Here is a 24,998-nt window from a genome sequence, read left to right as displayed (position 1 = left end):
CGCGCCTGTCCCGCGCATCCGGCAAAACCCGTGGGCAGGCGCGAACAGGAGGCACCGATGCGTTTGAAGGGCAAGACCGCGCTGGTCACCGCGGCCGGTCAGGGAATCGGCCGCGCGAGTGCGCTGGCCATGGCGGCGGAGGGCGCGCAGGTGTGGGCGACCGACGTCAACGAGGACTTGCTGGCCGGCTTCGCGGGGGTCGAGCGGGTGACGGCGAGGCGGCTCGACGTCCTGGACAAGGCGGCCATCGCCCGCGTGGTGGGCGAGATGCCGGCCGTCGACGTGCTGTTCAACTGCGCCGGCGTGGTGCACAACGGCACCATCCTGCAGGCCAACGACGACGACTGGGCGTTCGCGTTCAACCTCAATGCCCGGGCGCAGTTCTGGGCCATCCAGACCGTGCTTCCGCGCATGCTGGAGCAGGGCCGCGGCGGCAGCATCATCAACATGGCCAGCGTGTGCAGCAGCATCAAGGGCCTGCCCAACCGCTTCATCTACGGCGCCAGCAAGGCGGCCGTGCTGGGCCTGACCAAGAGCGTCGCCGCCGACTATGTCGGCCAGAACGTGCGCTGCAATGCGGTGTGTCCCGGCACGGTGGACACGCCGTCGCTTCAGGACCGCATCAACGCCTACGACGACCCGGTCGAGGCGCGCAAGAACTTCATCGCCCGCCAGCCGATGGGCCGGCTGGCGCAGGCGCACGAGATCGCGCCGGTGGTGGTGTTCCTGGCCAGCGACGAGGCCGCCTTCGTCACCGGCCAGGCCTACGCCGCCGACGGGGGGATGACGATTTGAACCAGCTCGACTTCCAGGGCCGGCATGCGGTCATCACCGGCGGCGCCACCGGCCTGGGCTACGCCATCGCGCAGCGCCTGGTGCAGTCCGGCGGCACCGTGTCCCTCTGGGACCGTGACGAGGCCGCTGCGCAGCAGGCGGCCCTCACGCTGGGTGGCAAGGCGCGGGCGATCCACGTCGACGTGGCCGACTTCGCGTCGGTGCAGGAGGCGGTCCGGCGCACCACCGCGCAGGCTGCCCGCATCGACGCCCTCGTCAACAGCGCCGGCATCACCGGCCCCAACACCAGGGTCTGGGACTACCCGCCGGAGGCCTGGCGCCAGGTGCTCGAGGTCAACCTGCTGGGCGTGTTCCACTGCTGCCGCGAAGTGGCGGCGCTGATGCGCCAGCAGGGCTACGGCCGCATCGTCAACATCGCCTCGGTCGCCGGCAAGGACGGCAACCCGAACGCCAGCGCCTACAGCGCCAGCAAGGCAGGTGTGATCGGCCTGACCAAGTCGCTGGGCAAGGAACTGGCCGACGTCGACGTGCGGGTCAACTGCGTGACCCCGGCGGCGGTGAAGACGGCCATCTTCGACCAGATGACGCCCGAGCACATCCAGTTCATGCTGAGCAAGATCCCGATGGGCCGCTTCGGCATGCCCGAGGAGATCGCCGCCATGGTCGGCTGGCTGTGCACCGAGGAGTGCTCGTTCTCCACCGGCGCCGTGTTCGACCTCTCCGGCGGCCGCGCCACGTATTGAAATCCCTCGACAACGGAAGAAAGAAGAACCGATGAAACTCGTTCGCTATGGCAACCCGGGCAAGGAAAAGCCCGGCCTCATCGATGCCGACGGCAAGCTGCGCGACCTCAGTGCGGTGGTGCCCGAGCTGGGGCCGGCGCAGCTGGCGCCGGCGGTGCTGGCCAAGATCCGCAAGGCCAACCCGGCCAAGCTGCCGCTGGTGCGCGGCAAGCCGCGCATGGGGTGCCCGGTGGCCAACGTCGGCAAGTTCATCGCCATCGGCCTGAACTTCACCGACCACGCGGCCGAGTCCGGCATGCCCATCCCCAAGGAGCCGGTGGTGTTCATGAAGGCCACCAGCTGCATCCAGGGCCCGGACGACGACGTGATGCTGCCCAAGGGCTCGGTCAAGAGCGACTGGGAGGTCGAGCTGGGCATCGTCATCGGCAGCCGCGCCCGCTACGTGTCCAAGAAGGACGCGCTGTCGTACGTGGCCGGCTACTGCGTGATCAACGACGTCAGCGAGCGCGAGTTCCAGCTCGAGCGCGGACCGCAGTGGGACAAGGGCAAGGGCTGCGACACCTTCGGGCCCATCGGCCCCTGGCTGGTGACCACCGACGAGATCGAGAACGTGCAGCGCCTGGACATGTGGCTGGACGTGAACGGCGAGCGGATGCAGACCGGCAACACGAAGACCATGATCTTCGGCGCCGCGCACCTGGTCAGCTACGTCAGCCAGTTCATGACGCTGCTGCCCGGCGACGTCATCACGACCGGCACCCCGCCCGGCGTCGGCCTGGGCATGAAGCCGCCGCGCTTCCTCAAGAAGGGCGACGTCATGACCCTGGGCATCCAGGGCCTGGGCGAGCAGCGGCAGCAGGTCGTCGGCTTCAAGGCCTGACGCTCGGGGCGCGGGCCTTCAGCGGGCCTGCGACACCATGTAGTCGACCGCCGCCTTCACCTCGGGGTCGGGCAGCGCCGTGTTGCCGCCCTTGGGGGGCATGACGCCCTTCTTGCCCTGGAAGCCCTGGAGGGCGTGCTGGTACAGCGTGTCCTTGCCCTGGGCCACCCGCGGTTCCCAGTCGGCCTTGTCGCCGATCTTGGGCGCGCCGGCGATGCCCGCGCCATGGCAGGCCACGCAGGTGGCCGCATACACCTTCTGGCCGTCGGCGGCGGCGCCCATCGTGGCCGGGCCGCCGGGTGCGCCCGGTGCCGTGGAGGTGGGTGCAGCAGGCGCAGTGGGCGCCGTCGGGGCCGTGGTGGAAGCAGTCGTCGAGCTCGACCTCGCACCCGATCCCGGCGGCGTGCCGGTGCCGGACGGCGCGGTGGCCGCCGTGCTGCCCGGCGTTGCGGGCGGGCCCTTGGCGCTGGAGGGGTCCTCGGCCTTGCCGCAGGCGGCGAGCAGGCAGGCGCTGGCCAGTGCCGCGCCAAGTGCGATCGGTTTCATGGAATCTCCGGGAGCATGGGCAGGATGTCCCAGTCTCGACACGTGCGCCGGCCACCCGTGTAGTCCTGTCCTGATGGTGCATGCCTGCGGGCGCCGATGCCCGCAGCCCGGCCGGGTCCACCTGTATCGCGCGCGACACCTCATGGGGCAGACCGCATCGTCCGGCGGCCCGAATGCCTGCAAAATAGAACGACCGTTCGTTTCATTCCTCCTGCCCATGTCCGTTTCCGAGTTCTCCCTGAAGCCGGCCCGCGCACCGCGCGAGCGCGACGGGCGCGCGCTGCAGAAGGGCCAGCAGACCAAGGCCGCCATCGTCGATGCCGCGCTCGGCCTGGCCACGCAGATCGGCCTCGAGGGCCTGTCCATCGGCGCCCTCGCCGAGGTGGCGCAGATGAGCAAGTCGGGCGTGTTCGCCCATTTCGGCTCGCGCGAGGAACTGCAGATCTCGGTGGTGCGCGAGTACCACGCGCGCTTCGAGGATGAGGTGTTCTACCCCGCCATGGCCGAGCCGCGCGGGCTGCCGCGCCTGCGGGCCCTGTTCCGCAACTGGATGGCACGCACCTCGGTCGAACTCGATTCGGGCTGCATCTACATCAGCGGCGCGGTCGAGTTCGACGACCGGCCGGGGCCGGTGCGCGACGCGCTCGCCAGTTCGGTGTCGACCTGGCACGCGGCCATGAAGCGGGCCATCACGGTCGCCAAGGAAGAGAAGCACCTGCATGCCGACGTGGACGAGGAGCAGGTTCTGTTCGAGATCCACGGCCTGATCCTGGCCCTGCACTACGAGGCGCGCTTCCTGCGCACGCCGGGCTGCATAGTCCGCGCCAACACCGGTTTCGACAACATCCTGCGCCGCCTGGGCGCCGACATTCCCGACCCGCCCGCGCGGGCCCGCAGCAGCAAATCCCCCAAGGACTGAACCCATGCCCACCTACACCCCGCCCCTGCGCGACATGCAGTTCGTGATGCACGAAGTGCTGAAGGTCGCCGACGAGTACCAGGCCATGCCGCGCTACGCGGAGGTCGACGCCGACACCATCAACGCCGTCCTGGAGGAGGGCGGCAAGTTCGCCAGCGAGGTGACGTTCCCGCTCAACGGCAGCGGTGACGAGGAAGGTTGCACGCTCGACACCGCCACCCATGAGGTGACCACGCCCACCGGCTTCAAGGAGGCCTACGCCCGCTTCATCGAAGGCGGCTGGCCGGCGCTGTCGTGCGATCCGGCATACGGCGGCCAGGGCCTGCCCATCGTGGTGAACCAGGCCTTCTACGAGATGCTGAATTCGGCCAACCAGGCCTGGACCATGTATCCGGGCCTGTCGCACGGGGCCTACGAGGCGCTGCATGCGCACGGCACCGACGAGCAGAAGAAGGTCTACCTGCCCAAGCTGGTGAGCGGCGAGTGGACCGGCACCATGTGCCTGACCGAGCCGCATTGCGGCACCGACCTGGGGATGCTGCGGACCAGGGCCGAACCGCAGCCGGACGGCAGCTACCGCCTCACCGGCAACAAGATCTTCATCTCGGCCGGCGAGCACGACATGGTGCCGAACATCGTCCACCTCGTGCTGGCCCGGCTGCCCGACGCGCCCAAGGGCAGCAAGGGCATCAGCCTGTTCGTCGTGCCCAAGTACCACGTCAACCCGGACGGCTCGCCGGGCGCGCGCAACGGCATCCACTGCGGCGGCCTGGAGCACAAGATGGGCATCCACGGCAATGCCACGGCGCAGCTGGTGCTGGAGGACGCGGTGGGCACGCTGGTGGGCGAGCCGAACAAGGGCCTGCAGGCCATGTTCGTGATGATGAACGCCGCCCGCATCGGCGTCGGCATGCAGTCGCTCGGCCTGACCGAGGTGGCCTACCAGAACGCCCTGGCCTACGCCAAGGACCGCATCCAGATGCGCTCGCTCAGCGGCGTCAAGGCCAAGGACAAGCCGGCCGACCCCATCATCGTGCACCCCGACGTGCGCAAGATGCTGCTCACCGCCAAGGCCTACGCCGAGGGCGGCCGCGCGCTCACCATGTACTGCTCGCTGCTGATCGACCGCGAGCTGCACCACCCGGACGCCAAGGTGCGCCAGGAGGCCGAGGAGCTGGTGGCGCTGCTCACCCCCATCGTCAAGGCCTTCCTCACCGACAACGGCCACGTCGCCACCAATGCCTGCATGCAGGTGTTTGGCGGCCATGGCTTCGTGCGGGAGTGGGGGATGGAGCAGTACGTGCGCGACAACCGCATCAACATGATCTACGAGGGCACGAACACCGTGCAGTCGCTCGACCTGCTGGGCCGCAAGGTGCTGGGCAACCAGGGCGCGACGCTGAAGAAGTTCGGCAAGCTGGTGGCGCAGCTGGTCGAGGAGGAGGGCGTGAACGAGAAGATGGCCGAGTTCATCAACCCGATCGCCGCCCTGGGCGAGCAGATGACCAAGTTCACCACCGAGATCGGCTTCAAGGCGTTCCAGAATCCCGACGAGGTGGGCGCCGCGGCCGTCGACTACCTGCGCGTGGCCGGCCACCTGGTGTTCGGCTACCTGTGGGCCCGGATGGCACAGGTGGCGCTGCGCGAGATCGCGGCCGGCAACGCCGACCCGTTCTACCAGGCCAAGCTGCAGACGGCGCGCTTCTACTTCGCCCGCCTGTTCCCCGAGACGGCGATGCTGATGCGCACCGCGCGCTCGGGCGCCCGGGTGCTGCTCGACACCCAGGAGGCGCTGGCCTGACCATGGATCAGCAACTCGACGAACGCGCCACGGCCGGCGCGACCCACGGCGACGCGGCCAGCGCGATGAACCGGTTCCGGGTGAAGAAGGTGGCCGTGCTCGGCGCCGGCGTGATGGGGGCGCAGATCGCCGCCCATCTCGTCAACGTGAAGGTGCCAGTGGTGCTGTTCGACCTGCCGGCCCGGGAAGGACTGAAAAACGGCATCGTGGCCAAGGCGGTCGAGGGGCTGAAGAAGCTCAAGCCGGCGCCGCTCGGCGTGGCCGAGGACGCCGCCCTGATCCAGCAGGCCAACTACGAGGAGCACCTGGACCTGCTGGGCGAATGCGACCTGGTGATCGAGGCCATCGCTGAACGGATGGACTGGAAGCTCGACCTGTACCGCCGGATGGCGCCGGCGCTCGCGCCGCACGCCATCGTGGCGTCCAACACCTCGGGCCTGTCGATCACCAGGCTGGCCGAGGCGCTGCCCGAGGCCATCCGGCCGCGCTTCTGCGGCATCCACTTCTTCAACCCGCCGCGCTACATGTACCTGGTGGAGCTGATCGCCGCGCCGGCGACGCTGCCGCAGGTGCTGGACGACCTGGAGACCTTCGTCGTGCGCGGGCTCGGCAAGGGCGTCGTGCGCGCCAAGGACACGCCCAACTTCATCGCCAACCGGGTCGGCATCGCCGGCATGCTGGCGACGATGCGCGAGGTCGAGAACTTCGGCCTGTCGTACGACGTGGTCGACGACCTCACCGGCAAGAAGCTGGGGCGCGCCTCCAGCGGCACCTTCCGCACGGCCGACGTGGTGGGCCTGGACACCCTAGCGCACGTGATCCGGACACTGCAGGACAACCTGGACGCCGACGCCGATCCGTTCTACCCCAGCTTCGGCACGCCGGCGGTGCTGCAGGCCCTGCTCGAGATGGGCCACCTGGGCCAGAAGAGCAAGGCCGGCTTCTACAAGAAGGTCGGCCGCGACATCCTGCGCTTCGAGCTGGACAGCCGGACCTACGTGCCGGGCGGCCAGAAGGCCGACGAGGTGTACGGCCGCATGCTGCGCAAGCCGGCGGCCGAACGCCTGCGGCTGCTGCGCCACGCCGAGGGGCCGCAGGGGCGCTTCCTCTGGGCCATCCTGCGCAACAGCTTCCACTACGCGGCGGTGCACCTGGCCGCGATCGCCGAGACGGCGCGCGACGTCGACTTCGCGATGCGCTGGGGCTTCGGCATGCAGCAGGGCCCGTTCGAGCTGTGGCAGGAGGCCGGCTGGCTGCAGGTGGCGCAGTGGATCCAGGAGGACATCGACGCCGGCCGGGCGCTGTCGACCGCGCCGCTGCCCGCGTGGGTGTTCCAGGGGCCGGTCGCGCAGGCCGGCGGGGTGCACACGCCGGAGGGGTCGTGGAACCCCACCAGCGGCCGGTTCGAGCCGCGCCGCCTGCTGCCGGTGCACCAGCGCCAGCTGTTCCCCGAGGCCGTGCTGGGCAGCGGCGCGCCGCGCTGGGACAGTGCCGGGCACACGCTGCACGAGGACAAGACCATCCGACTGTGGACGCTCGACGGCCAGGTGCTCATTGCCAGCATCAAGACCAAGATGCACGCCATCAGCCCCGAGCTGTGCGAGGGACTGCAGCAGGCCGTCGAGACCGCCGAGCAGCAGTTCACCGGCCTGGTGATCTGGTCGGGCGACGAGCCGTTCTCGGTCGGCGCCGACCTGCAGGCGCTGCTGCCCGCCTTCATGGCGGTGGGCGTGGCGGCGGTCGAGGACGCCGAGGGCTTCATGCAGCAGACCATGCTGCGGCTGCGCTATGCCAGCGTGCCGGTGGTCTCCGCCATCCGCGGCATGGCGCTGGGCGGTGGCTGCGAGCTGGCCCTGTACTCGCAGCGCCGGGTGGCCGCGATGGAAAGCTACATCGGCCTGGTAGAAGTGGGCGTGGGCCTGGTGCCGGGTGCCGGCGGCCTGGCCTACATCGCGCGCCGCGCGGCCGAGCTGCAGGCCCGGACCGCGCACAAGGACCTGCTGCCCTTCCTCACCGATGGCTTCAGCGCCGCGGCGATGGCTAAGGTGGGCACCAGCGCGCTGGAGTCGCGCAAGCTCGGGTACTTGCTGGACAGCGACGTCATCGTGCCGAACAAGGATGAACTCCTGCACGTCACCATCGCCGAGGCCCGGTCCATGGCCGAGAGCGGCTGGCGCGCGCCACTGCGGCGCCTGTTCCCGGTGGCGGGCCGCAGCGGCAAGGCGACCATCCAGGGCCAGCTGGTGAACCTGCGCGACGGCGGCTTCATCAGCCCGCACGATTTCCGCATCGCCTCCCTGATCGCGCACGTGGTGACCGGCGGCGACGTCGATGCCGGCACCCTGGTGAGCGAGGAGTACCTGATGACGCTGGAGCGCCAGGCCTTCTGCGAGCTGGTGCAGCACCCGAAGACGCAGGAGCGGATCCTGGGGATGCTGAGCACGGGCAAGCCGGTGCGGAACTGAGGACAGGACATGAGCAAACAAGTGCAAGACGCCTACATCGTCGCCGCCACCCGCACCCCCATCGGGCGGTCGCACCGCGGCTTCTTCCGCCACACCCGGCCGGACGAGTTGCTGGCCACCGCGCTGCGCGCGGCGCTGGCGCAGGCGCCGGGGCTGGACCCGGGCGCTATCGAGGACATCGTCTGCGGCTGTGCCATCCCCGAGGCGCAGCAGGGCCTGAACGTGGCGCGCATCGGCGCCGTGCTGGCGGGCCTGCCCAGGAGCGTGGGCGGCATCACGGTCAACCGCTTCTGTGCCTCAGGGCTGTCGGCGGTGCAGATGGCCGCCGATCGCATCCGCGTCGGCGAAGCCGACGTGATGGTCGCGGCCGGCACCGAGAGCATGAGCATGGTGCCGATGATGGGCAACTCGCCGTCGCTCTCGCCGGCGATCTTCGCCAACCCGGACGACCTGGAGAGCTACGGCATCGCCTACGGCATGGGCCTCACGGCCGAGAAGGTGGCGCAGCAGTGGAAGGTCGGCCGCGAGGCGCAGGACGCCTTCGCCTACCAGTCGCACATGCGTGCCGTCGCCGCCATGCAGGCCGGCGAGTTCGCCGACGAGATCACGCCGGTCGAGGTGGCCGAGCGCTCCGTCGACCTCGACTCGGCCGACGTCACCGTCCGCACCCGCACCGTGACCCTCGACGAAGGCGCGCGGCCGGACACCACGCTGGAGGGGCTGGCCAAGCTCAAGACGGTGTTCGCAGCCCGCGGCAGCGTGACGGCGGGCAACAGCTCGCAGACATCCGACGGCGCCGGTGCGCTCATCCTGGCCAGCGAAGCGGCCGTGAAGCGCTTCGGCCTGCAGCCGCTGGCGCGCTTCGTCAGCTTCGCCAGCCGCGGCGTGCCGCCGCACATCATGGGCATCGGGCCGGTCGAGGCCATTCCCGCCGCGCTGAAGGCGGCCAGCCTGCGGCAGGACGACCTCGACTGGATCGAGCTCAACGAGGCCTTCGCGGCGCAGTCGCTGGCTGTCCTGAACACCCTCGGCCTGGACCCGGCCAAGGTCAATCCCCTGGGCGGCGCCATCGCGCTGGGCCATCCGCTGGGCGCCACCGGGGCTATCCGGTCGGCGACAGTGGTGCACGCGCTGCGCCGCAAGAATCTGAAGTACGGCATGGTGACCATGTGCGTCGGCATGGGCCAGGGGGCTGCCGGCATCTTCGAACGCGTCTGAGCGTCCGCACCCAGGCCACCGCGAGGTGGCCTTTTCCTTTCTTGCCCTGCAGGAGACCACGATGGAGCAGGAGACCCTCACGCATCCCTTCGACGACGCGGTCGCGCTCGAGCCGGTCGGCGACGATCTCTGGCGCGGCCACACCAGTGCGGCCTACGGCAACATGGTCGGGCCGTTCGGCGGCGTGACGGCGGCGCAGGCCCTGTCGGCCGTGCTGCGCCATCCCGGCCTGCTGGGCGAACCGGTCGCGCTTACCGTCAACTTCGCCGCCGCCCTGGCCGACGGCCCGTTCGAGGTGCAGGCCAGGCCCGTGCGCACCAACCGCTCGACGCAGCACTGGATGCTGGAGATCCGGCAGCAGGGCGAGGCCGTCCTGACCGGCACCGCCTTCACGGCGCTGCGCCGCGCCACCTGGGACCGCATCGAACACGAGATGCCCGCCGTTCCCCGGGCGGCCGACGTGCCGCGGGCGGGCGGCCCCCGGCGTGTCGAGTGGGTCGGCCGCTACGAGATGCGCTTCATCGATGGCGCCCTGCCGACCACCTGGGACGGCCAGGAGCAGGGCGACAGCCGCAGCCGGCTGTGGCTGCGCGATGCGCCGCCGCGCGCCATCGATTTCGCGTCCCTCACCGCGCTGGCCGACGTGTTCTTCCCGCGCGTGTGGCGCCGCCGACCGGTGCTGGTGCCCATCGGGACGGTGAGCATGACGGTGTACTTTCACGCCGGTGCCGACCAGTTGCGTGCCGCCGGCACCGGCTACCTGCTCGGCCAGGCGCAGGCGCAGGCCTTCCGCGGCGGATACTTCGACCAGACGGCCCAGCTGTGGACGGAGGGCGGCGACCTGCTCGCCACCACCCACCAGGTCGTCTACTACAAGGAGTGAACACCATGGAAGCCAAGGCCTGCCTCGTCATCGGTGCCGGCGACGCCACCGGTGGCGCCATCGCCCGCCGCTTCGCGCGCGAGGGCTACGTCGCCTGCGTCACGCGCCGATCGGCCGACAAGCTGCAGCCCCTCGTCGACCGCATCCAGGCCGAGGGCGGCCTGGCGCGCGCCTTTCCCACCGACGCGCGCAAGGAGGACGAGGTGGTCGCGCTGGTCGACCTGGTCGAGACCACTGTCGGCCCGATCGAGGCGATGGTGTTCAACATCGGCGCCAACGTGCCCAGCAGCATCCTGGACGAGACCGCCCGCAAGTTCTTCAAGATCTGGGAGATGGCCTGCCTGAGCGGTTTCCTGGCCGGCCGCGAGGTGGCGCGCCGCATGGTCCAGCGCGGCCGCGGCACCATCATCTTCACCGGCGCCACCGCCTCCCTGCGCGGCAGTGCCAACTTCGCGGCGTTCGCCGGCGCCAAGCACGCCCTCCGTGCGCTGGCCCAGAGCATGGCGCGCGAGCTGGGGCCGCGCGGCATCCACGTCTGCCACGTGGTGATCGACGGCGCCATCGACACCGAGTTCATCCGCGAGAATTTCCCCGAGCGGTACGCGCTGAAGGACCAGGACGGCATCGTCAATCCGGCCCACATCGCCGACCAGTACTGGATGCTGCACTGCCAGCCGCGCGACGCCTGGACCCACGAGCTGGACCTGCGACCCTGGATGGAGAAGTTCTGATGGCCAAGGACCTGGAGTTCTACTTCGACGTCGGCAGCCCGGCCGCCTACCTGGCCTGGACGCAGATCCCGCGGCTGTCCGCCGCCACCGGCGCGCAGGTGCACTACCGGCCGTTCCTGCTGGGCGGCGTGTTCCAGGCCACCGGCAACCGCTCGCCGATGGAAGTGCCGGCCAAGAGCCGCTTCATGCAGGACGACCTGGCGCGCTACGCTGTCCGCTACGGCGTGCCGTACCGCCACAACCCGCACTTCCCCATCAACACGCTGATGCTCATGCGCGGCGCCACCGGGCTGCAGATGCGCCAGCCCGACCGCCTGCTGCCTTACGGCGACGCGGTGTACCGGGCGATCTGGGTCGACGGCCGCAACATGAACGACCCGGCCGAGGTCGGCGCGGTGCTGCAGCAGGCCGGCTTCGAGCCGCAGGTGCTGCTGGCGCTCACCCAGGACCCCGAGGTGAAGGAGCGGCTCAAGACCGTCACCCAGGAGGCGGTGGCGCGCGGCGTGTTCGGCGCGCCCTCGTTCTTCGTCGGCGACACGCTCTACTGGGGCCAGGACCGGCTCGATTTCGTGCAACAAGCTTTGGCCTAGAACGCCACGGAGACCCGACATGACCCAGGACATCCTCACCCACGTCGAAGGCGGCGTGATGACCATCACGCTCAACCGGCTGGAGCGCAAGAACTCCATCACCTCCGCCATGTACGGCGCCATGGCCGAGGCGCTCGGGCAGGCGCAGGCGGATGCGGCCGTGCGGGTGGTCGTGCTGCAGGGGCACGAGACCGTGTTCTCGGCCGGCAACGACATCGGCGACTTCCTGAACCAGCCACCGGGCGGCCTCGACGCGCCGGTGTTCCGCTTCCTGCGCGGCATCGCGGCCTTCCCCAAGCCGCTGCTGGCCGCCGTGTGCGGACCCGCTGTCGGCGTCGGAACCACCCTGCTGTTCCACTGCGACCTGGTGTACGCGGGCGACAACGCGGCGTTCTCGATGCCTTTCGTCAACCTGGGCCTGTGCCCGGAGGCCGCCTCCAGCCTGCTGGTGCCGCGCATGTTCGGCTACCACCGCGCCGCCGAGGCCCTGCTGCTGGGCGAACCGTTCATGGCCGAGGCCGCGCTCGAGGCCGGGCTGGTCAACCGCGTGCTGCCGCCGACCGAGGCCAGCAATTACGCGCAGGCGCAGGCGCGCAAGCTGGCCGCCAAGCCCTCCACCGCGCTGGCCGAGACCAAGCGGCTGATGAAGGAAGGGCAGCTGGCCGCGGTCCAGCAGCAGATGACGCAGGAGGCCGAGGTGTTCGGCCGCATGCTGCGCGAGCCGGCCGCGCGCGAGGCCTTCGGCGCCTTCATGGACAAGCGCAAGCCCGACCTGTCGAAGTTCTGAGTCGGGGCGGCACACCATGGCCTACATGCTGCTCATCGTCGAAGACCCGGCCCAGCGCGGCACCCGCAGCGAGGCCGAGGGCCACGCGGTCTACCAGCAGATGGTGGAGTACGCCGACGCGCTCAAGCAGCGCGGCCTGCTGCGAGGCGTCGAGTCGCTCAGCAGCGGCGGCACGCGCGTCCAGGTGCGCGAGGGCGCTGCCCGGCTCGTCGACGGCCCCTTCGCCGAGGCCAAGGAACTGATCGGCGGCTTCTTCCTGGTCGACTGCCGCACGCACGACGAAGCCGTGGCGCTGGCGCGCGAGTGCCCGGCGGCCCGCTGGGCCACGGTCGAGGTCCGGGCGACGGGCCCCTGTTACACCTGAGGCGGGCCGATCGGGGTTTTCCCTGAGGGCGGGACCGTCGAAATCCGGTCCGCTCGGTCGTCGTGGTGGTGACGGGCCGGTGGCGGCCCCAGCAAAGGACCCGCGATGCCCCAGACCAGCACCTGCCTCTGGTTCGACAACCAGGCCCGGGAGGCGGCCGACTTCTACGTCGCCCTGTTCCCCAACTCCCGCATCACCGCGGTGACGCACTACGGCCCCGGCGCCCCCATGCCCGAGGGCAGCGTGCTGACGGTCACGTTCGAGCTCGACGGCCGCAGCTACACCGGCCTGAACGGCGGGCCGGTGTTCAAGCTCTCGCCGGCCGTGTCCATCGTCGTGCACTGCCGCACCCAGGACGAGGTCGACCATTACTGGAATGCGCTCTCGGCCGTCCCGCAGGCCGAGCAGTGCGGCTGGGTCTGCGACCGGTTCGGCGTGTCCTGGCAGATCGTTCCCGAGCAGCTGTTCGACCTGCTGCAGGACCCCGACGCCGCGCGCCGCCAGCGCGTGATGTCCGCCCTCATGGGCATGAAGAAGCTCGACCTGCGCGCATTGCAGGCCGCCGCCCGTTGACCACCCACCAGGAGAATCGACCATGGATCCCGTCGTGCACTTCGAACTGCCCTGCGACAACCGCGAGCGCATCAGCCGCTTCTTCAGCCAGGTCTTCGGCTGGACCACCCAGATGCTGGGACCCGAGATGGGCAACTACGTGGTGGTGACCACGGCCGACAAGGATGGCCCGATGGGCCACCGCGGCGCCATCAACGGCGGCTTCTTCACCAAGACGGCCGACATGCCGGCCCAGTTCCCGGGCATCGTCGTGGCGGTGCAGGACATCCGCGCGTCGATGCGCAAGGTCACCGAGGCCGGCGGCCAGGTGCTGGGCGAGCCGATGGACATCCCCACCGTGGGCGCCTACGTCGCCTTCCTGGACACCGAAGGCAACCGCTCCAGCATGCTGCAGCCGCTGCCCAAGGCCTGAGGGGAGGGCGCATGCGCTACATGATCATGGTGCGGGCCAACGCCGACACCGAGGCCGGGCTGTTCCCGGACGACGTCGACCAGCTGATGGCCGACATGGCCGCCTTCCACGAGGAACTGGCGCGCGCCGGCGTGCTGCTCGACGTCTCCGGCCTGCAGCCCTCGTCCGCGGGTTTCCGCGTCGAGTGGGACGGGCGTGGCCAGCGCGTGGTCGACGGCCCGTTCGCCGAGAGCAAGGAACTGGTCGCCGGCTACACGCTGATCCAGGTGCGCAGCCGCGAGGAGGCGCTGGAGTGGGCGCGCCGCTACCCCAACCCGATGGGCCGGGGCCGGGCCGGCGCGATCGAGGTGCGGCCGCTGTACGAGCTGGAGCACTTCGAGCAGAAGGGCATCCACGGCGCCGAGCGCTTCCGCGAGCTGGGCACGCTATGAGCGCCGCTGCCTCCCCCGACGACGACCGGGCACTGGCCACCAGCCGGAACCTGGCGGCCTCCCCGGCGGCGGTCTTCGACGCCATCCGCGACCCGGCGCGCCTGGCGCGCTGGTGGGGACCGGCGGGTTTCCGCAACCACTTCGCGGTGTTCGAGTTCCACCCCGGCGGCCGCTGGCAGCACGAGATGGAAGGCCCGGACGGCACCCGCTACCCGAACGAGGCGGTGTTCGAAGCCGTCGATCCCGGCTGCGTGGTGGTCCGCCACGTCGGTCCCGACTTCCGGCTCACCATCACGCTGGCGCCGGAAGGCGGCGGCACGCGGCTGGGCTGGCGCCAGGTGTTCGACGACGCCGACACCTGCCGCAAGGTGGCGGCCGTCTGCATCCCCGCCAACGAACAGAATCTCGACCGCCTGGAGGCCGAACTGGCCTCGGCACGCTGAAATATTGGAGCATCCGCCCATGGCCCGCAAGATCTTCGTCAACCTGCCCATCAAGGACATGGAGCGCGCCAAGGCGTTCTTCACCGCCCTGGGCTTCTCGTTCAACCCCCAGTTCACCAACGACAAGGGCGCCTGCATGGTGATCACGCAGGACATCTTCGCGATGCTGCTGGTCGAGCCGTTCTTCCAGACCTTCACCAAGAAGCCGGTGGCCGATGCGACCAAGGGCACGGAGGTGCTGGTGTGCCTGTCGTGCGACAGCCGCGAGGAGGTCGACACCCTGGTGCGCAAGGCGGTGGCCGCCGGCGCCAGGACGCCCAACGCGCCGCAGGACCACGGCTTCATGTACGGCCACGGCTTCGAGGACCTGGACGGCCACCTCTGGGAACTGATGTGGATGGACCCGGCCGCCGTGCAGCCGCAGGCCTGATCCGTCCATGCATTCGGCGACCCACCAGGCCATCGCGGCGGCCTGGCGCATCGATGCGCCCAAGGTGGTGGCCACGGTCGCGCGCATGGTGCGCGACGTCGCCGTCGCCGAGGACCTGGCGCAGGAGGTGCTGGTCACCGCGCTGGAACGCTGGCCGGTCGACGGGCTGCCCGAGCGGCCCGGCGCCTGGCTCATGGCCGCGGCCAAGAACCGCGCGCTGGACCACCTGAGGCGCCAGCAGCTGCTCGCGCGCAAGCACGAGGAGATCGGGCACGAGCAGGAGGCGCAGGAGGCGTTGATCGTGCCCGACTTCACCGACGCCCTCGATGCGGCCCGGCAGGACCAGATCGGCGACGACCTGCTGCGCCTGATGTTCACCGCCTGCCACCCGGTGCTGCCGACCGAGGGCCGGGTGGCGCTCACGCTCCGGCTGCTGGCCGGCCTGACCACGCACGAGATCGCGCGCGCCTACCTCGTCCCCGAGGCCACGGTGGCCCAGCGCATCGTGCGCGCCAAGCAGAAGCTGCGCGACGCCGGGGTGCCGTTCGAGGCCCCGCAGGGCGAGGAGCTGCAGCGGCGGCTTGCCTCCGTGCTGGAGGTGGTGTACCTGGTCTTCAACGAGGGCTACACCGCCACGGCCGGCGAGGACTGGATGCGCCCGGCGCTGGCCGACGAGGCGCTGCGGCTGGCGCGCATGCTCGCCGAGCTGGCACCCCGGGAACCCGAGGCGCACGGGCTGGCCGCGCTGCTGGAGCTGCAGGCCTCGCGCATGCAGGCCCGCACCGATGCCGCCGGCCGGCCGGTGCTGCTGCCGGACCAGGACCGCGGCCGCTGGGACCGCCTGCTGATCCGGCGCGGCCTGCTGGCGCTGGCGCGGGCCGAGGCGCTCGCGCCGAGCCGGGGGCCGTACACGTTGCAGGCGGCCATCGCGGCCTGCCATGCGCGGGCCGCGCGCGCGGACGCCACCGACTGGCAGCGCATCGCCGCCCTGTACGGGGAACTGGCCGGGGTCGCGCCCTCGCCGGTGGTGGAGCTCAACCGCGCGGTCGCGGTCGGCATGGCGGACGGGCCGGCCGCGGGGCTGGCCATCGTGGATCGGCTGCTGGAGGCGCCCGCCTTGCGCGGCTACCAGTGGCTGCCGAGCGTGCGCGGCGACCTGCTGGAGAAGCTGGGCCGCCACAGCGAGGCCCGCGAGGCATTCCTGGCGGCGGCGCAGCTGGCGGGGAATGCGCGCGAGAAGGAGTTGCTGCTGGAGCGGGCGGCGAAGCTGGCGGATCCGACGGAGTAGGCCCCGGCGTCGGCAACCCCTAGCGCCGGGCCTGCCGCACCGGCCCGGCCAACGGCCGCTCGGTGTAGCGCGAGCGGCGCTTCTTCTTCGCCGGCGCGGGCGGCGGCGGGGTGGGGGCCTTTTCCGGCTTCTTGCGGAAGCCCAGGTCTTCCTCGGTCAGGCCGTAGAACGCGATCGCCACCTTGATGCGCGCGATGACCTCGTCGACCTCGCGCTGGCGCACCTCTTCGGCCTGCTTCTTGAGGCGCTCGATCTCTTCCAGCATCTGCTTGTAGGTCTTCTTCACGGGACAGGTCCTTCCGGTCCTGGGCAGTATGGCGCAGCGCCCGCGGGCTGTGCGGCCGCGGTGACCAGGTGTGGATGAGCCGGGCGGCTGCGGGACAATGGCGGGATGACGAAGAACCCACCCGCCGCCGTGCGCGAGTTCGAGCCCGAGTTCGTGGCCGGCCTCCAGGGCATCTTCGAGCACCAGATCCCGTTCAACGGCGTGCTCGGGCTGAAGATCACCAGCGTGCGCCCCGACGGCGTGGCGGGCCGCATCGCCATGCAGCCCCAGCTGGTGGGGCACCCGCTGCACAACCGGCTGCATGGCGGCGTGGTCTCGGCCGGCCTGGACGCCATCGGCGGGCTGGCCTGCATGGCGGCCATCGGCGCACGCCACATGGACGAGACCCCGTCCGACCGGCTGCACCGCTTCGGCAAGCTGGGCACCATCGACCTGCGCATCGACTACCTGCGCCCGGCGGTCGGCGACCACTTCGACTTGCGCGCGGAAGTGCTGCGGCTGGGCTCGCGCGTGGCCTCCACGCGCATGGAATTTCTCGGCCCCGACGGCAAGCTGCTGTGCACCGGCAGCGCCGCCTACATCGTGTCCTGACATGAAACCCATCCTCGTTCGCGGCCAGCCGCTCGCCCAGGGCGCCCTGCCCGCCGTCTGCATCCCCCTGGTCGGCAAGACCGCTCCTGCGCTGCTGTCCGAGGCCCGGGCGGCCGCCGCCAAGCAGCCCCACCTGGTCGAGTGGCGGGTCGACTTCTTCGAGGGCATCGCCGACGCGTCGGCGGTGGCCGGGCTGGCGCAGGAGCTGCGGACCGCCGCCGGCGTGCCGCTGCTGTTCACGCGCCGCTCGCGGCGCGAGGGCGGCGAGGCCATCGCCCTCGACGAGCCGCAGGTCGCCGATCTCTACCGCGTGGTGTGCGAACGGCAAGTGGCCGACCTGGTCGACGTGGAGATGGAGTCGCCCCTGGTCGCCCCGATGGTCGCCGCGGCCGGCCAGCACGGCGTGCCGACGGTGCTGTCGTTCCACGACTTCCAGCGCACGCCGCCGCTGCAGGAACTGCTGGCGCGCTTCCGGCAGGCGAAGGACCTGGGCGCCGACGTCGGCAAGCTGGCCGTCATGCCGCGCAGCAAGGCCGACGTGCTGGTGCTGCTGCAGGCCACGCTGCAGGCCAGCGAGACGCTGGACATCCCGGTGGCCGGGATGGCGATGGGGCCCCTGGGCGCGGTGTCGCGCGTGTGCGGCGGCGTGTTCGGCTCCGCGCTGACGTTCGCGGTCGGCCAGGCGGCCTCGGCGCCGGGCCAGATCCCGATCGACGAGTTGCGGGCGGCGCTGGCGGTGCTGCGCTCAGCCGGCTGAGCGGTCCGGGCCGGGCGATCCCGGCGAGCCCGGCGTCTGCTCGCGCACCTCGGTCAGCAGGTTCCAGCAGACCAGGAACATGGCGGCGATGACCGGGCCGATGACGAAGCCGTTCAGCCCGAACAGGCCGATGCCGCCGACGGTGGCGACCAGCACCAGGTAGTCGGGCATGCGCGTGTCGCGGCCCACCAGCACAGGGCGCAGCACGTTGTCGACCAGCCCGATGACCAGCACCCCCCAGACGATGAGGCCGATACCCCCGACCAGTTCACCGGTGAACAGCTTGTAGAGCGCCACCGGCCCCCAGACCAGGGCGGCGCCCACCGCGGGCAGCAGCGACAGCAGCGCCATGAAGGCGCCCCACAGGGCGACGCCGGGCAGGCCGAGCACCCAGAACGCCAGGCCGCCCAGGGCGCCCTGGATGAGCGCGACCACCACGTTGCCCTTGACGGTGGCGCGCACCACGGTGACGAACTGCTGCAGCAGCTGCCGGGTCTGGTGCGGCTGCAGCGGCACCGCCCGGTGGATGTGCCGGCCCAGCTCGGAGCCGTCGCGCAGCAGGAAGTACAGCACGTACAGCATGATGAAGAAGGACACCACGAAATTGAGCGTGTTCTGCCCGATGCCCAGCAGGCGGGTGGTGAGGAACTGGCTGCTGCGCGAGAGCAGGTCGCCGGTGCGGTGCGACAGGGCCGGGATGTCGTTCAGGCCGAACCGCTGCAGCACCGACCGCACCCACGCCGGCAGGGCGTCGAGCACCTGCTGCAGGTACTGCGCCGGCTGCAGCTCGCCGGAGCGGATCTTCTGGTAGAGCGCCGAGGCCTCCTCGACCACCGAGGCGCTGACCAGGGCCAGCGGCACGATGACGATGACCACGATCGACAGCAGGGTGAGCAGGGCAGCCACCGACGGGCGATGCACCAGCCGCTTGCAGCGCTGGTGCATCGGCCAGAACACGATGGCCAGGAACAGCGCCCACAGGACGGCGCCGGCCAGCGGCCCGATGACGAAGACGAACGCCACCGTGAACGCGACCACCAGCCACAGCAGGGTGCGGTGCTCGAGGGTGGGGGAGCGCAGCGGTTCGGGCGTCTGGGGCGTTTCAGGCGTTTCGGGCATGGCCGAGCCTAAACGCCGGCGATCGGGCGGGGCTTTCCGTTGTCGTCAATCGCCACGTAGGTCAGCGTCGCTTCGGTCACCTTGACGAAGCTGCCCTGGGAGCGGAAGTGCTCGGTGTAGACCTCGACCTGCACCGTGATCGAGGTGCGGCCGATGCGCGTGACGGCGGCGAAGAAGGAGCAGATGTCGCCCACCCGCACGGGCTGCTTGAAGACGAACTCGTTGACCGCCACCGTGGCCATCCGGCCGTTGACGTGGCGCGCCGGGATGACGGCGCCGGCCAGGTCGACGTGCGCCATCACCCAGCCGCCGAAGATGTCGCCGTTGCCGTTGGTGTCGGCCGGCATCGGGATGACCTTGAGGACCAGTTCCTTGTCGGTCGGGGGTTCGGCGGGGCCGAGCGGCTGGGCACTTGGTTTCTGGGACATGGGCACAATCTCCGTTCGACTCCCCTGGATTGTCCCTGATGCGTCGCGCCGGCGAAGCCGCCCCCCTGCCCGTTCCCCACAGTTCCGCGCCCGGCGCGGCGCCCGCCCGCGGCGCCGACTGGGCCGTCCTCAAGCGGCTGCTGCCCTACCTGCTGCAATACAAGTGGCGGGCGCTGGCCGCCCTGGCGTTCATGGTCGGCGCCAAGCTGGCCAACGTCGGCGTGCCGGTGCTGCTCAAGACCCTGGTCGACAGCATGAGCCTGAAACCGGGCGACCCCGCGGCGGTGCTGGTGGTGCCCATCGGCCTGCTGCTGGGCTACGGCCTGCTGCGCCTGTCCACCTCGCTGTTCACGGAACTGCGCGAGCTGGTGTTCTCCAAGGCCACCCAGGGCGCCACCCGCAGCATCGCGCTGCAGACCTTCGAGCACCTGCACTCGCTGTCGCTGCGCTTCCACCTGGAGCGCCAGACCGGCGGCATGACGCGCGACATCGAGCGCGGCGTGCGCGGCATCGAGTCGCTGATCTCGTACTCGCTCTATTCCATCGTGCCCACGCTGGTGGAGCTGGCGCTGGTGCTGGGCATCCTGGCGGTGAAGTTCGACGTCTGGTTCGCCTGGATCACCATCGCCGCGCTGGCGGTCTACATCGTCTTCACGGTCAGCATCACCGAGTGGCGCACCAAGTTCCGGCGCGAGGCCAACGAGTTCGACTCGGCGGCGCACACCCGCGCCGTCGATTCGCTGCTGAACTACGAGACCGTCAAGTACTTCAACAACGAGGCCTTCGAGGCGCGGCGCTACGACGAGAGCCTGGACCGCTACCGGCGCTCGCGCATCAAGGCCCAGACCACGCTGTCGCTGCTCAACACCGGCCAGCAGCTGATCATCGCCACCAGCCTGGTGGCCATGCTGTGGCGGGCCACCCAGGGCGTGGTCGACGGCCGCATGACGCTGGGCGACCTGGTCATGATCAACGCCTTCATGATCCAGCTCTACATCCCGCTCAATTTCCTGGGCGTGCTGTACCGCGAGATCAAGCAGAGCCTGACCGACCTCGACAAGATGTTCGTGCTGATGGAAAAGGAGCGCGAGGTCGCCGACAAGCCCGGCGCCGCGCCGCTGGGCCTGCCGCCCGGCCAGGCCACGGTGCGCTTCGAGCACGTCACCTTCGGCTACGAGCCGGCCCGCGTGATCCTGCACGACGTCAGCTTCGAGATCCCCGCCGGCAAGACCGTGGCCGTGGTCGGTCCGTCCGGCTCGGGCAAGTCGACGCTGGCGCGGCTGCTCTACCGCTTCTACGACGTGCAGCAGGGCCACATCCGCATCGGCGGCCAGGACGTGCGCGACGTCACCCAGGCCAGCGTGCGGCAGGCGATCGGCATCGTCCCGCAGGACACCGTGCTGTTCAACGACACGGTCGAATTCAACATCGCCTACGGCCGCCCCGGCGCCACCCGCGCCCAGGTCGAGGAGGCGGCACGGTCGGCGCGCATCCACGCCTTCATCGAGTCCACGCCCCGCGGGTACCAGACCATGGTGGGCGAGCGCGGTCTCAAGCTGTCGGGCGGCGAGAAGCAGCGGGTGGCGATCGCGCGCACGCTGCTGAAGAACCCGCCGATCCTGATCTTCGACGAGGCCACCTCGGCGCTCGACTCGGCCAACGAGCGCGCCATCCAGGCCGAGCTCAAGAGCGCGGCCCAGAACAAGACCACGCTGCTGATCGCGCACCGGCTGTCCACGGTGATCGACGCCCACGAGATCCTGGTGATGGAGGCCGGCCGGGTCATCGAGCGCGGCACCCACCAGCAGCTGCTGGCGCGCGGCGGCCGCTACGCCCAGATGTGGGCCCTGCAGCAGCAAAGCGGCGAGGGCGAGCCGGCCAGCCCGGCGCGGGTGGTCCCGGCCTGACGCAGCCGCGCACCACCGACTACCATCGCCTCCCTCTGCGTCCCGACAAGGAGCCGAACATGATGCTGGTGCTGGTCGACAAGCGCGCGGCGACGCGCCGATGGGGGTCGAGGCCGTGAAGACCCAGTACTACACGGCCAGCAGCCTGGACGGCTTCATCGCCACCCCGGACGATTCGCTCGAGTGGCTGTTCCCGCTCGGCGACATCAACGCCACCGGCTATCCCGCCTTCATTGCCGAGGTCGGCGCGCTGGCGATGGGATCGTCGACCTACGAGTGGATGCTGCGGCACGTGGTGCGCCCCAACACCGCCCATCCCGGGGCCTGGCCCTACGAGCAGCCGGCCTGGGTGTTCTCCAGCCGCTCGCATGCGCCGGTGCCGGGCGCGCGCATCCGCTTCGTGCGCGGCGACGTGCGGCCGGTGCACGCCGAGATGCGCGCCGCCGCCGGCGGCAAGAACCTGTGGCTGGTGGGTGGCGGCGACCTGGTCGGGCAGTTCCACGATGCCGGCCTGCTGGACGAGGTGATCGTCCAGGTCGGGTCGGTGACGCTGGGCAGCGGCAAGCCGCTGCTGCCGCGCCGGATCACCCAGCCCTCGCTGCGGCTGGTGGCGGCGCGCCGCATCGGCGATGGCTTCGCCGAGCTGCGCTACGAGGTGCCGCGCGCCCCCGGGCCCGCCGCGTGATCGTCCAGGTCCGCGTCAAGCCCAACGCGCGGACCAGCCTGCTGGAGCCGGCCGCCGATGGCAGCTGGGTCGCCCATGTGAAGGCGCCGCCGGTGGACGGCAAGGCCAACGCCGAACTGGTGGGGCTGGTCGCCCGCCACTTCGGCTGCCCGAAGGCGGCGGTGCGCATCAAGGTCGGCGGCGGAGCGCGGCTGAAGCTGGTGGAGGTCGACGCCGGCTGACGGCGTGCCGCCGCAGCGCCTCCCCTGGTGGCATGATCCTCCGACCTCAGGCGGGCTCCTCCACCCGGCCGTCCGGGTACTTCGCGAACCGCTTCGGCTCGCTGCCGTGCACGGGTGCGGCGTCGCCGAACGACCAGCCGCCGAACTGGGTGCGGCGGTAGTCCTGCAGGGCCTGCTGGATCTCCTGCGCCGTGTTCATCACGAACGGGCCGTACTGGGCCACCGGCTCGGCGATCGGGCGGCCCTGCAGCAGCAGGAACTCGCACGCGCCGTCGCCGGCGACCAGAGGGACCTCGGCGTCGGCGCGCAGCTGGATCGCGACCGGGCCGGCCACCGCCTCGCCCGCCACCTGCGCCGCCTGGCCCTTGAAGAAGTACAGCGTGCGCTGCGTGCCGGCCCCGGTTGCCGCCGGCAGGGTCCAGGTCGCGCCCGGCTCCATGCGCACTGTCCAGATGGCGACGTCGGCGTCGGCCTGCGCCGCCCAGGAGTCGGGTGGCGGCGCGAGCGGCGCCACCTCGCCGCAGCGGCCGGCGATGACGGCCACCTCGGTGCGGCGGCCCTCGCCGTCGGTGAACACGCGCCGCGGCACCTGCTCGTTCCACAGCATGGTGAAGTGCGGCTGCGCCATCTTGCTGCGCTGGGGCAGGTTCAGCCAGATCTGGAACAGTTCGAGCGGGTTGTCCTGCCCGGTCTCGAGCAGCGGGAACATCTCGGAGTGCACGATGCCCCGGCCCGCGGTGACCCATTGCACGTCGCCGCCGCCGAAGCGCGCGGTCGCGCCCAGCGAGTCGCTGTGGTCGATCAGGCCCTTGCGCACGATGGTCACGGTCTCGAAGCCGCGGTGCGGGTGGGCCGGGAAGCCCGGCACGCTGTCGCCGTGGTACATGCTCCAGCCATCCTTGCGGCTGAAGTCCTGGCCGATGTCACGCCCGGCCAGCGACTCCGCCGGTCCCATGCGGCCGTTGCCGCGCGGGTAGGCGTCGTCGTGGTAGGCGCAGAACAGGAACGGGTCGGAGGTGGCCCAGGGGAAACCGAGCGGCTGGACGGACAGGACGGGGGAGGACACGGTCATGGGAGCCTTTCGCGAATCCTCGCAGGTGAGGGCAGGGCGGGCGGCTTTCAATCATGGCGCCGGCGGCCGGCGCGGTGGGCCAGAATGGTCAGCAATGAAGCTGGCCGACTGCCTGCCGGGCTCGAGACTCGCCCTCGCCGCCGCGTTGGCCCTGCAGGCCTGCGTGTTCGTGCCGCGCACGGCCGAGGTCTACGACGCCGACTGCCAGATCGCCGCCCGCCGCATGCAGCTGGAGGCCATCCAGATCGCCAGCATCAGCGGCTGCAACAACGAAGGCTGTGCGCTGCTGCTGGCCGCCGCGGGCGCCACCGCCGCCGCCAGCGCCGTCGTGTCGGGCAGCATCGTGGTCGCCGGCAATGCCGTGTACTGGCTGGAGAAGCAGGGGCGCTGCGTGCGCGCGCGGCCGGCCGCCACGGGGGCGGTGGGGGCGGCGGGGTGAGGGAGGCCTGGCTCGCGCTGCTGGCCGTGGCGGCCGGCTTCGCGCTGTCCTTCCTGGCCATGGGCCTGTTCTGGATCGCGATGGCCTGGCCGGTGCAGGCGCTGGTGGTGCTGCCGTTCGGCGCCACGGCCTGGGCGCTGGCACGCTGGTCGGGCAACCCGCGCCGCGCCGCCTTGCTGCTGCTGGTCGGCGCGACCCCGCTGGGCCTGCTGTTCACGCTGTTCCGCGACCGCGAGGGCTCGCACCTGCTGCCCGTGCTGATGGTCGTGCTGTGGGCGCTGGGCACCTTGGCCGGCGCCTCGCTGGCCGCCGGCCGGCCGGACGGTCAGGCCGGCGAGTAGGCCAGCCGCACGTAGATGGGGGCGAAGGCCTCGGCCTGGGTGACCTCGATGAGGGTCTCCTTGGCCAGTTCGAGCATGGCGATGAAGGTGACGATGAGCACCGGCACGCCGCGCTGCACGTCGAACAGCTGCTCGAACTCGACGAAGCGCCGGCCCTGGAGCTTGCGCAGCACCACGCTCATGTGCTCGCGCACCGACAGCTCCTCGCGGGTGATCCTGTGGTGCTGCACCAGCCGGGCCCGCTTCAGGATGTCGCGCCAGGCCTCCTGCAGGTCGACCAGCTGCACCTCGGGAAAGCGCGGCTGCAGGGACTGCTCGATGTAGACCTGGCCGCGCAGCACGTCGCGGCCGAGCTGCGGCACCTCGTTCAGGCGGGCGGCGGCCAACTTCATCTGCTCGTATTCGAGCAGCCGGCGCACCAGCTCGGCGCGGGGATCCTCGGCCTCGTCGCCTTCCGCCGTCTTCTTGGGCGGCAGCAGCATGCGCGACTTGATCTCGATCAGCATCGCCGCCATCAGCAGGTACTCGGCGGCCAGCTCCAGGTTGCGGGTGCGGATCTCGTCGACATAGACCAGGTACTGGCGGGTGACGGCCGCCATCGGGATGTCGAGGATGTTGAAGTTCTGCTTGCGGATCAGGTACAGCAGCAGGTCCAGCGGACCCTCGAACGCCTCGAGGAAGACCTCCAGCGCGTCGGGCGGGATGTACAGGTCGGTCGGCAGCGCGAACAGCGGCTCGCCGTACAGGCGGGCCAGCGCCACCTGGTCGACCACCTCGGGCATGCCGGGCACGTCGTCGCCGTCGGCCGGCGCGGGCAGGACGGTCTCGGTCGGGTCGCTCACGTCGTCAGCCC

Annotated in this window: 31 protein-coding genes; 25 read left to right on the top strand and 6 right to left on the bottom strand. The window is 70.8% G+C overall.

Annotation, left to right across the window (positions count from 1 at the left end):
• The first annotated feature begins 57 nt into the window (after positions 1–57).
• Genes GON04_RS09710 through GON04_RS09700 form a run of 3 tightly spaced genes read left to right on the top strand, consistent with a single transcriptional unit; the run spans position 58 to position 2,418 of the window.
• The gene (locus GON04_RS09710) at positions 58–795 is read left to right on the top strand and encodes an SDR family oxidoreductase (RefSeq protein ID WP_157397692.1); all 738 of its coding nucleotides are present in this window, start codon (positions 58–60) and stop codon (positions 793–795) included.
• Positions 792–1,538 (top strand): SDR family NAD(P)-dependent oxidoreductase, encoded by a 747-nt coding sequence (locus tag GON04_RS09705; protein ID WP_157397691.1) that lies wholly within the window; start codon positions 792–794, stop codon positions 1,536–1,538. The genes GON04_RS09710 and GON04_RS09705 overlap by 4 nt, the downstream gene beginning before the upstream one ends.
• 31 nt (positions 1,539–1,569) lie before the next feature.
• A complete protein-coding gene (locus tag GON04_RS09700) occupies positions 1,570–2,418 on the top strand; it encodes a fumarylacetoacetate hydrolase family protein (RefSeq protein WP_157397690.1) in 849 nt (282 codons plus the stop codon).
• Between the two features lie 18 nt (positions 2,419–2,436).
• Here the strand turns inward: GON04_RS09700 and GON04_RS09695 are convergent, their stop codons facing one another.
• On the bottom strand, positions 2,437–2,964 hold the full coding sequence (locus tag GON04_RS09695) for a c-type cytochrome (RefSeq protein ID WP_157397689.1): 528 nt from the start codon (positions 2,962–2,964) through the stop codon (positions 2,437–2,439).
• 217 nt (positions 2,965–3,181) lie between these two features.
• On the opposite strand from GON04_RS09695, the gene GON04_RS09690 reads away from it, so the two are divergent.
• From GON04_RS09690 to GON04_RS09620, 15 genes are all read left to right on the top strand, one after another.
• Positions 3,182–3,883, top strand: coding sequence for a TetR/AcrR family transcriptional regulator (locus GON04_RS09690; protein ID WP_157397688.1), 702 nt, complete (start codon positions 3,182–3,184; stop codon positions 3,881–3,883).
• Positions 3,884–3,887: 4 nt separating this feature from the next.
• Positions 3,888–5,684 carry an acyl-CoA dehydrogenase C-terminal domain-containing protein gene (locus GON04_RS09685; RefSeq protein ID WP_157397687.1) on the top strand — a complete coding sequence of 599 codons (1,797 nt, stop codon included), beginning with the start codon at positions 3,888–3,890 and terminating at the stop codon, positions 5,682–5,684.
• Between the two features lie 65 nt (positions 5,685–5,749).
• Positions 5,750–8,149, top strand: a complete 2,400-nt coding sequence (locus tag GON04_RS09680; RefSeq protein WP_157398447.1) for a 3-hydroxyacyl-CoA dehydrogenase/enoyl-CoA hydratase family protein — start codon at positions 5,750–5,752, stop codon at positions 8,147–8,149.
• A 9-nt stretch (positions 8,150–8,158) separates the two neighbouring features.
• Positions 8,159–9,367 carry an acetyl-CoA C-acyltransferase gene (locus GON04_RS09675; RefSeq protein ID WP_157397686.1) on the top strand — a complete coding sequence of 403 codons (1,209 nt, stop codon included), beginning with the start codon at positions 8,159–8,161 and terminating at the stop codon, positions 9,365–9,367.
• Positions 9,368–9,428: 61 nt separating this feature from the next.
• Positions 9,429–10,250: an acyl-CoA thioesterase gene (locus tag GON04_RS09670; protein ID WP_157397685.1), complete on the top strand. Its 822-nt coding sequence runs from the start codon at positions 9,429–9,431 to the stop codon at positions 10,248–10,250.
• A gap of 5 nt (positions 10,251–10,255) precedes the next feature.
• A complete protein-coding gene (locus GON04_RS09665; protein ID WP_157397684.1) occupies positions 10,256–10,981 on the top strand; it encodes an SDR family oxidoreductase in 726 nt (241 codons plus the stop codon).
• Positions 10,981–11,571, top strand: a complete 591-nt coding sequence (locus GON04_RS09660; protein ID WP_157397683.1) for a 2-hydroxychromene-2-carboxylate isomerase — start codon at positions 10,981–10,983, stop codon at positions 11,569–11,571. The genes GON04_RS09665 and GON04_RS09660 overlap by 1 nt, the downstream gene beginning before the upstream one ends.
• 19 nt (positions 11,572–11,590) lie before the next feature.
• Positions 11,591–12,358, top strand: a complete 768-nt coding sequence (locus GON04_RS09655) for an enoyl-CoA hydratase (RefSeq protein ID WP_157397682.1) — start codon at positions 11,591–11,593, stop codon at positions 12,356–12,358.
• Between the two features lie 16 nt (positions 12,359–12,374).
• On the top strand, positions 12,375–12,722 hold the full coding sequence (locus tag GON04_RS09650) for a YciI family protein (protein ID WP_157397681.1): 348 nt from the start codon (positions 12,375–12,377) through the stop codon (positions 12,720–12,722).
• A 105-nt stretch (positions 12,723–12,827) separates the two neighbouring features.
• Positions 12,828–13,295, top strand: a complete 468-nt coding sequence (locus GON04_RS09645) for a VOC family protein (protein WP_157397680.1) — start codon at positions 12,828–12,830, stop codon at positions 13,293–13,295.
• Positions 13,296–13,317: 22 nt separating this feature from the next.
• Complete coding sequence (locus GON04_RS09640; RefSeq protein ID WP_157397679.1) at positions 13,318–13,707, top strand: VOC family protein; 390 nt, start codon at positions 13,318–13,320, stop codon at positions 13,705–13,707.
• Between the two features lie 11 nt (positions 13,708–13,718).
• Positions 13,719–14,138, top strand: a complete 420-nt coding sequence (locus tag GON04_RS09635; protein WP_157397678.1) for a YciI family protein — start codon at positions 13,719–13,721, stop codon at positions 14,136–14,138.
• Positions 14,135–14,581, top strand: coding sequence for an SRPBCC domain-containing protein (locus GON04_RS09630; RefSeq protein WP_157397677.1), 447 nt, complete (start codon positions 14,135–14,137; stop codon positions 14,579–14,581). The genes GON04_RS09635 and GON04_RS09630 overlap by 4 nt, the downstream gene beginning before the upstream one ends.
• Before the next feature lie 19 nt (positions 14,582–14,600).
• Positions 14,601–15,011, top strand: coding sequence for a VOC family protein (locus GON04_RS09625; protein ID WP_157397676.1), 411 nt, complete (start codon positions 14,601–14,603; stop codon positions 15,009–15,011).
• A 7-nt stretch (positions 15,012–15,018) separates the two neighbouring features.
• A complete protein-coding gene (locus GON04_RS09620; RefSeq protein WP_157397675.1) occupies positions 15,019–16,299 on the top strand; it encodes an RNA polymerase sigma factor in 1,281 nt (426 codons plus the stop codon).
• Positions 16,300–16,318: 19 nt separating this feature from the next.
• On the opposite strand, the gene GON04_RS09615 is transcribed toward GON04_RS09620, so the two are convergent.
• Positions 16,319–16,585 (bottom strand): H-NS family nucleoid-associated regulatory protein, encoded by a 267-nt coding sequence (locus GON04_RS09615; protein WP_157397674.1) that lies wholly within the window; start codon positions 16,583–16,585, stop codon positions 16,319–16,321.
• A 105-nt stretch (positions 16,586–16,690) separates the two neighbouring features.
• On the opposite strand from GON04_RS09615, the gene GON04_RS09610 reads away from it, so the two are divergent.
• Positions 16,691–17,176 carry a thioesterase family protein gene (locus GON04_RS09610; RefSeq protein WP_157397673.1) on the top strand — a complete coding sequence of 162 codons (486 nt, stop codon included), beginning with the start codon at positions 16,691–16,693 and terminating at the stop codon, positions 17,174–17,176.
• A gap of 1 nt (position 17,177) precedes the next feature.
• The gene (gene aroD, locus GON04_RS09605; protein ID WP_157397672.1) at positions 17,178–17,933 is read left to right on the top strand and encodes a type I 3-dehydroquinate dehydratase; all 756 of its coding nucleotides are present in this window, start codon (positions 17,178–17,180) and stop codon (positions 17,931–17,933) included.
• Here the strand turns inward: aroD and GON04_RS09600 are convergent.
• Positions 17,922–19,052, bottom strand: coding sequence for an AI-2E family transporter (locus GON04_RS09600; RefSeq protein ID WP_157397671.1), 1,131 nt, complete (start codon positions 19,050–19,052; stop codon positions 17,922–17,924). The genes aroD and GON04_RS09600 overlap by 12 nt on opposite strands.
• 8 nt (positions 19,053–19,060) lie before the next feature.
• Positions 19,061–19,480, bottom strand: coding sequence for an acyl-CoA thioesterase (locus GON04_RS09595; RefSeq protein WP_157397670.1), 420 nt, complete (start codon positions 19,478–19,480; stop codon positions 19,061–19,063).
• A gap of 38 nt (positions 19,481–19,518) precedes the next feature.
• On the opposite strand from GON04_RS09595, the gene GON04_RS09590 reads away from it, so the two are divergent.
• The 3 genes from GON04_RS09590 (at position 19,519) to GON04_RS09580 (ending at position 22,293) form a co-directional block, all read left to right on the top strand.
• The gene (locus GON04_RS09590; RefSeq protein ID WP_157397669.1) at positions 19,519–21,387 is read left to right on the top strand and encodes an ABCB family ABC transporter ATP-binding protein/permease; all 1,869 of its coding nucleotides are present in this window, start codon (positions 19,519–19,521) and stop codon (positions 21,385–21,387) included.
• Positions 21,388–21,502: 115 nt separating this feature from the next.
• On the top strand, positions 21,503–22,072 hold the full coding sequence (locus tag GON04_RS09585; RefSeq protein WP_181654044.1) for a dihydrofolate reductase family protein: 570 nt from the start codon (positions 21,503–21,505) through the stop codon (positions 22,070–22,072).
• Positions 22,069–22,293, top strand: a complete 225-nt coding sequence (locus GON04_RS09580) for a DUF167 family protein (RefSeq protein ID WP_181653972.1) — start codon at positions 22,069–22,071, stop codon at positions 22,291–22,293. Before GON04_RS09585 ends, GON04_RS09580 begins: the two co-directional genes overlap by 4 nt.
• 46 nt (positions 22,294–22,339) lie before the next feature.
• On the opposite strand, the gene GON04_RS09575 is transcribed toward GON04_RS09580, so the two are convergent.
• Entirely contained in the window at positions 22,340–23,365 is a 1,026-nt protein-coding gene (locus GON04_RS09575; protein WP_157397667.1) for a pirin family protein, read from the bottom strand.
• Between the two features lie 94 nt (positions 23,366–23,459).
• On the opposite strand from GON04_RS09575, the gene GON04_RS09570 reads away from it, so the two are divergent.
• Positions 23,460–23,804, top strand: a complete 345-nt coding sequence (locus GON04_RS09570; RefSeq protein WP_198349242.1) for a hypothetical protein — start codon at positions 23,460–23,462, stop codon at positions 23,802–23,804.
• Positions 23,801–24,145 (top strand): lysophosphatidic acid receptor, encoded by a 345-nt coding sequence (locus GON04_RS09565; protein WP_157397666.1) that lies wholly within the window; start codon positions 23,801–23,803, stop codon positions 24,143–24,145. Before GON04_RS09570 ends, GON04_RS09565 begins: the two co-directional genes overlap by 4 nt.
• Here GON04_RS09565 and GON04_RS09560 read toward each other — a convergent pair.
• Entirely contained in the window at positions 24,130–24,927 is a 798-nt protein-coding gene (locus GON04_RS09560) for a segregation and condensation protein A (protein WP_157398444.1), read from the bottom strand. The genes GON04_RS09565 and GON04_RS09560 overlap by 16 nt on opposite strands.
• Positions 24,928–24,998 lie beyond the last annotated feature (71 nt).

Origin of the sequence: Ramlibacter pinisoli (assembly GCF_009758015.1) — a bacterium.
In the GTDB taxonomy this organism is placed as follows: domain Bacteria; phylum Pseudomonadota; class Gammaproteobacteria; order Burkholderiales; family Burkholderiaceae_C; genus Ramlibacter; species Ramlibacter pinisoli.
This window is presented reverse-complemented; position numbering and strand designations above follow the sequence as displayed.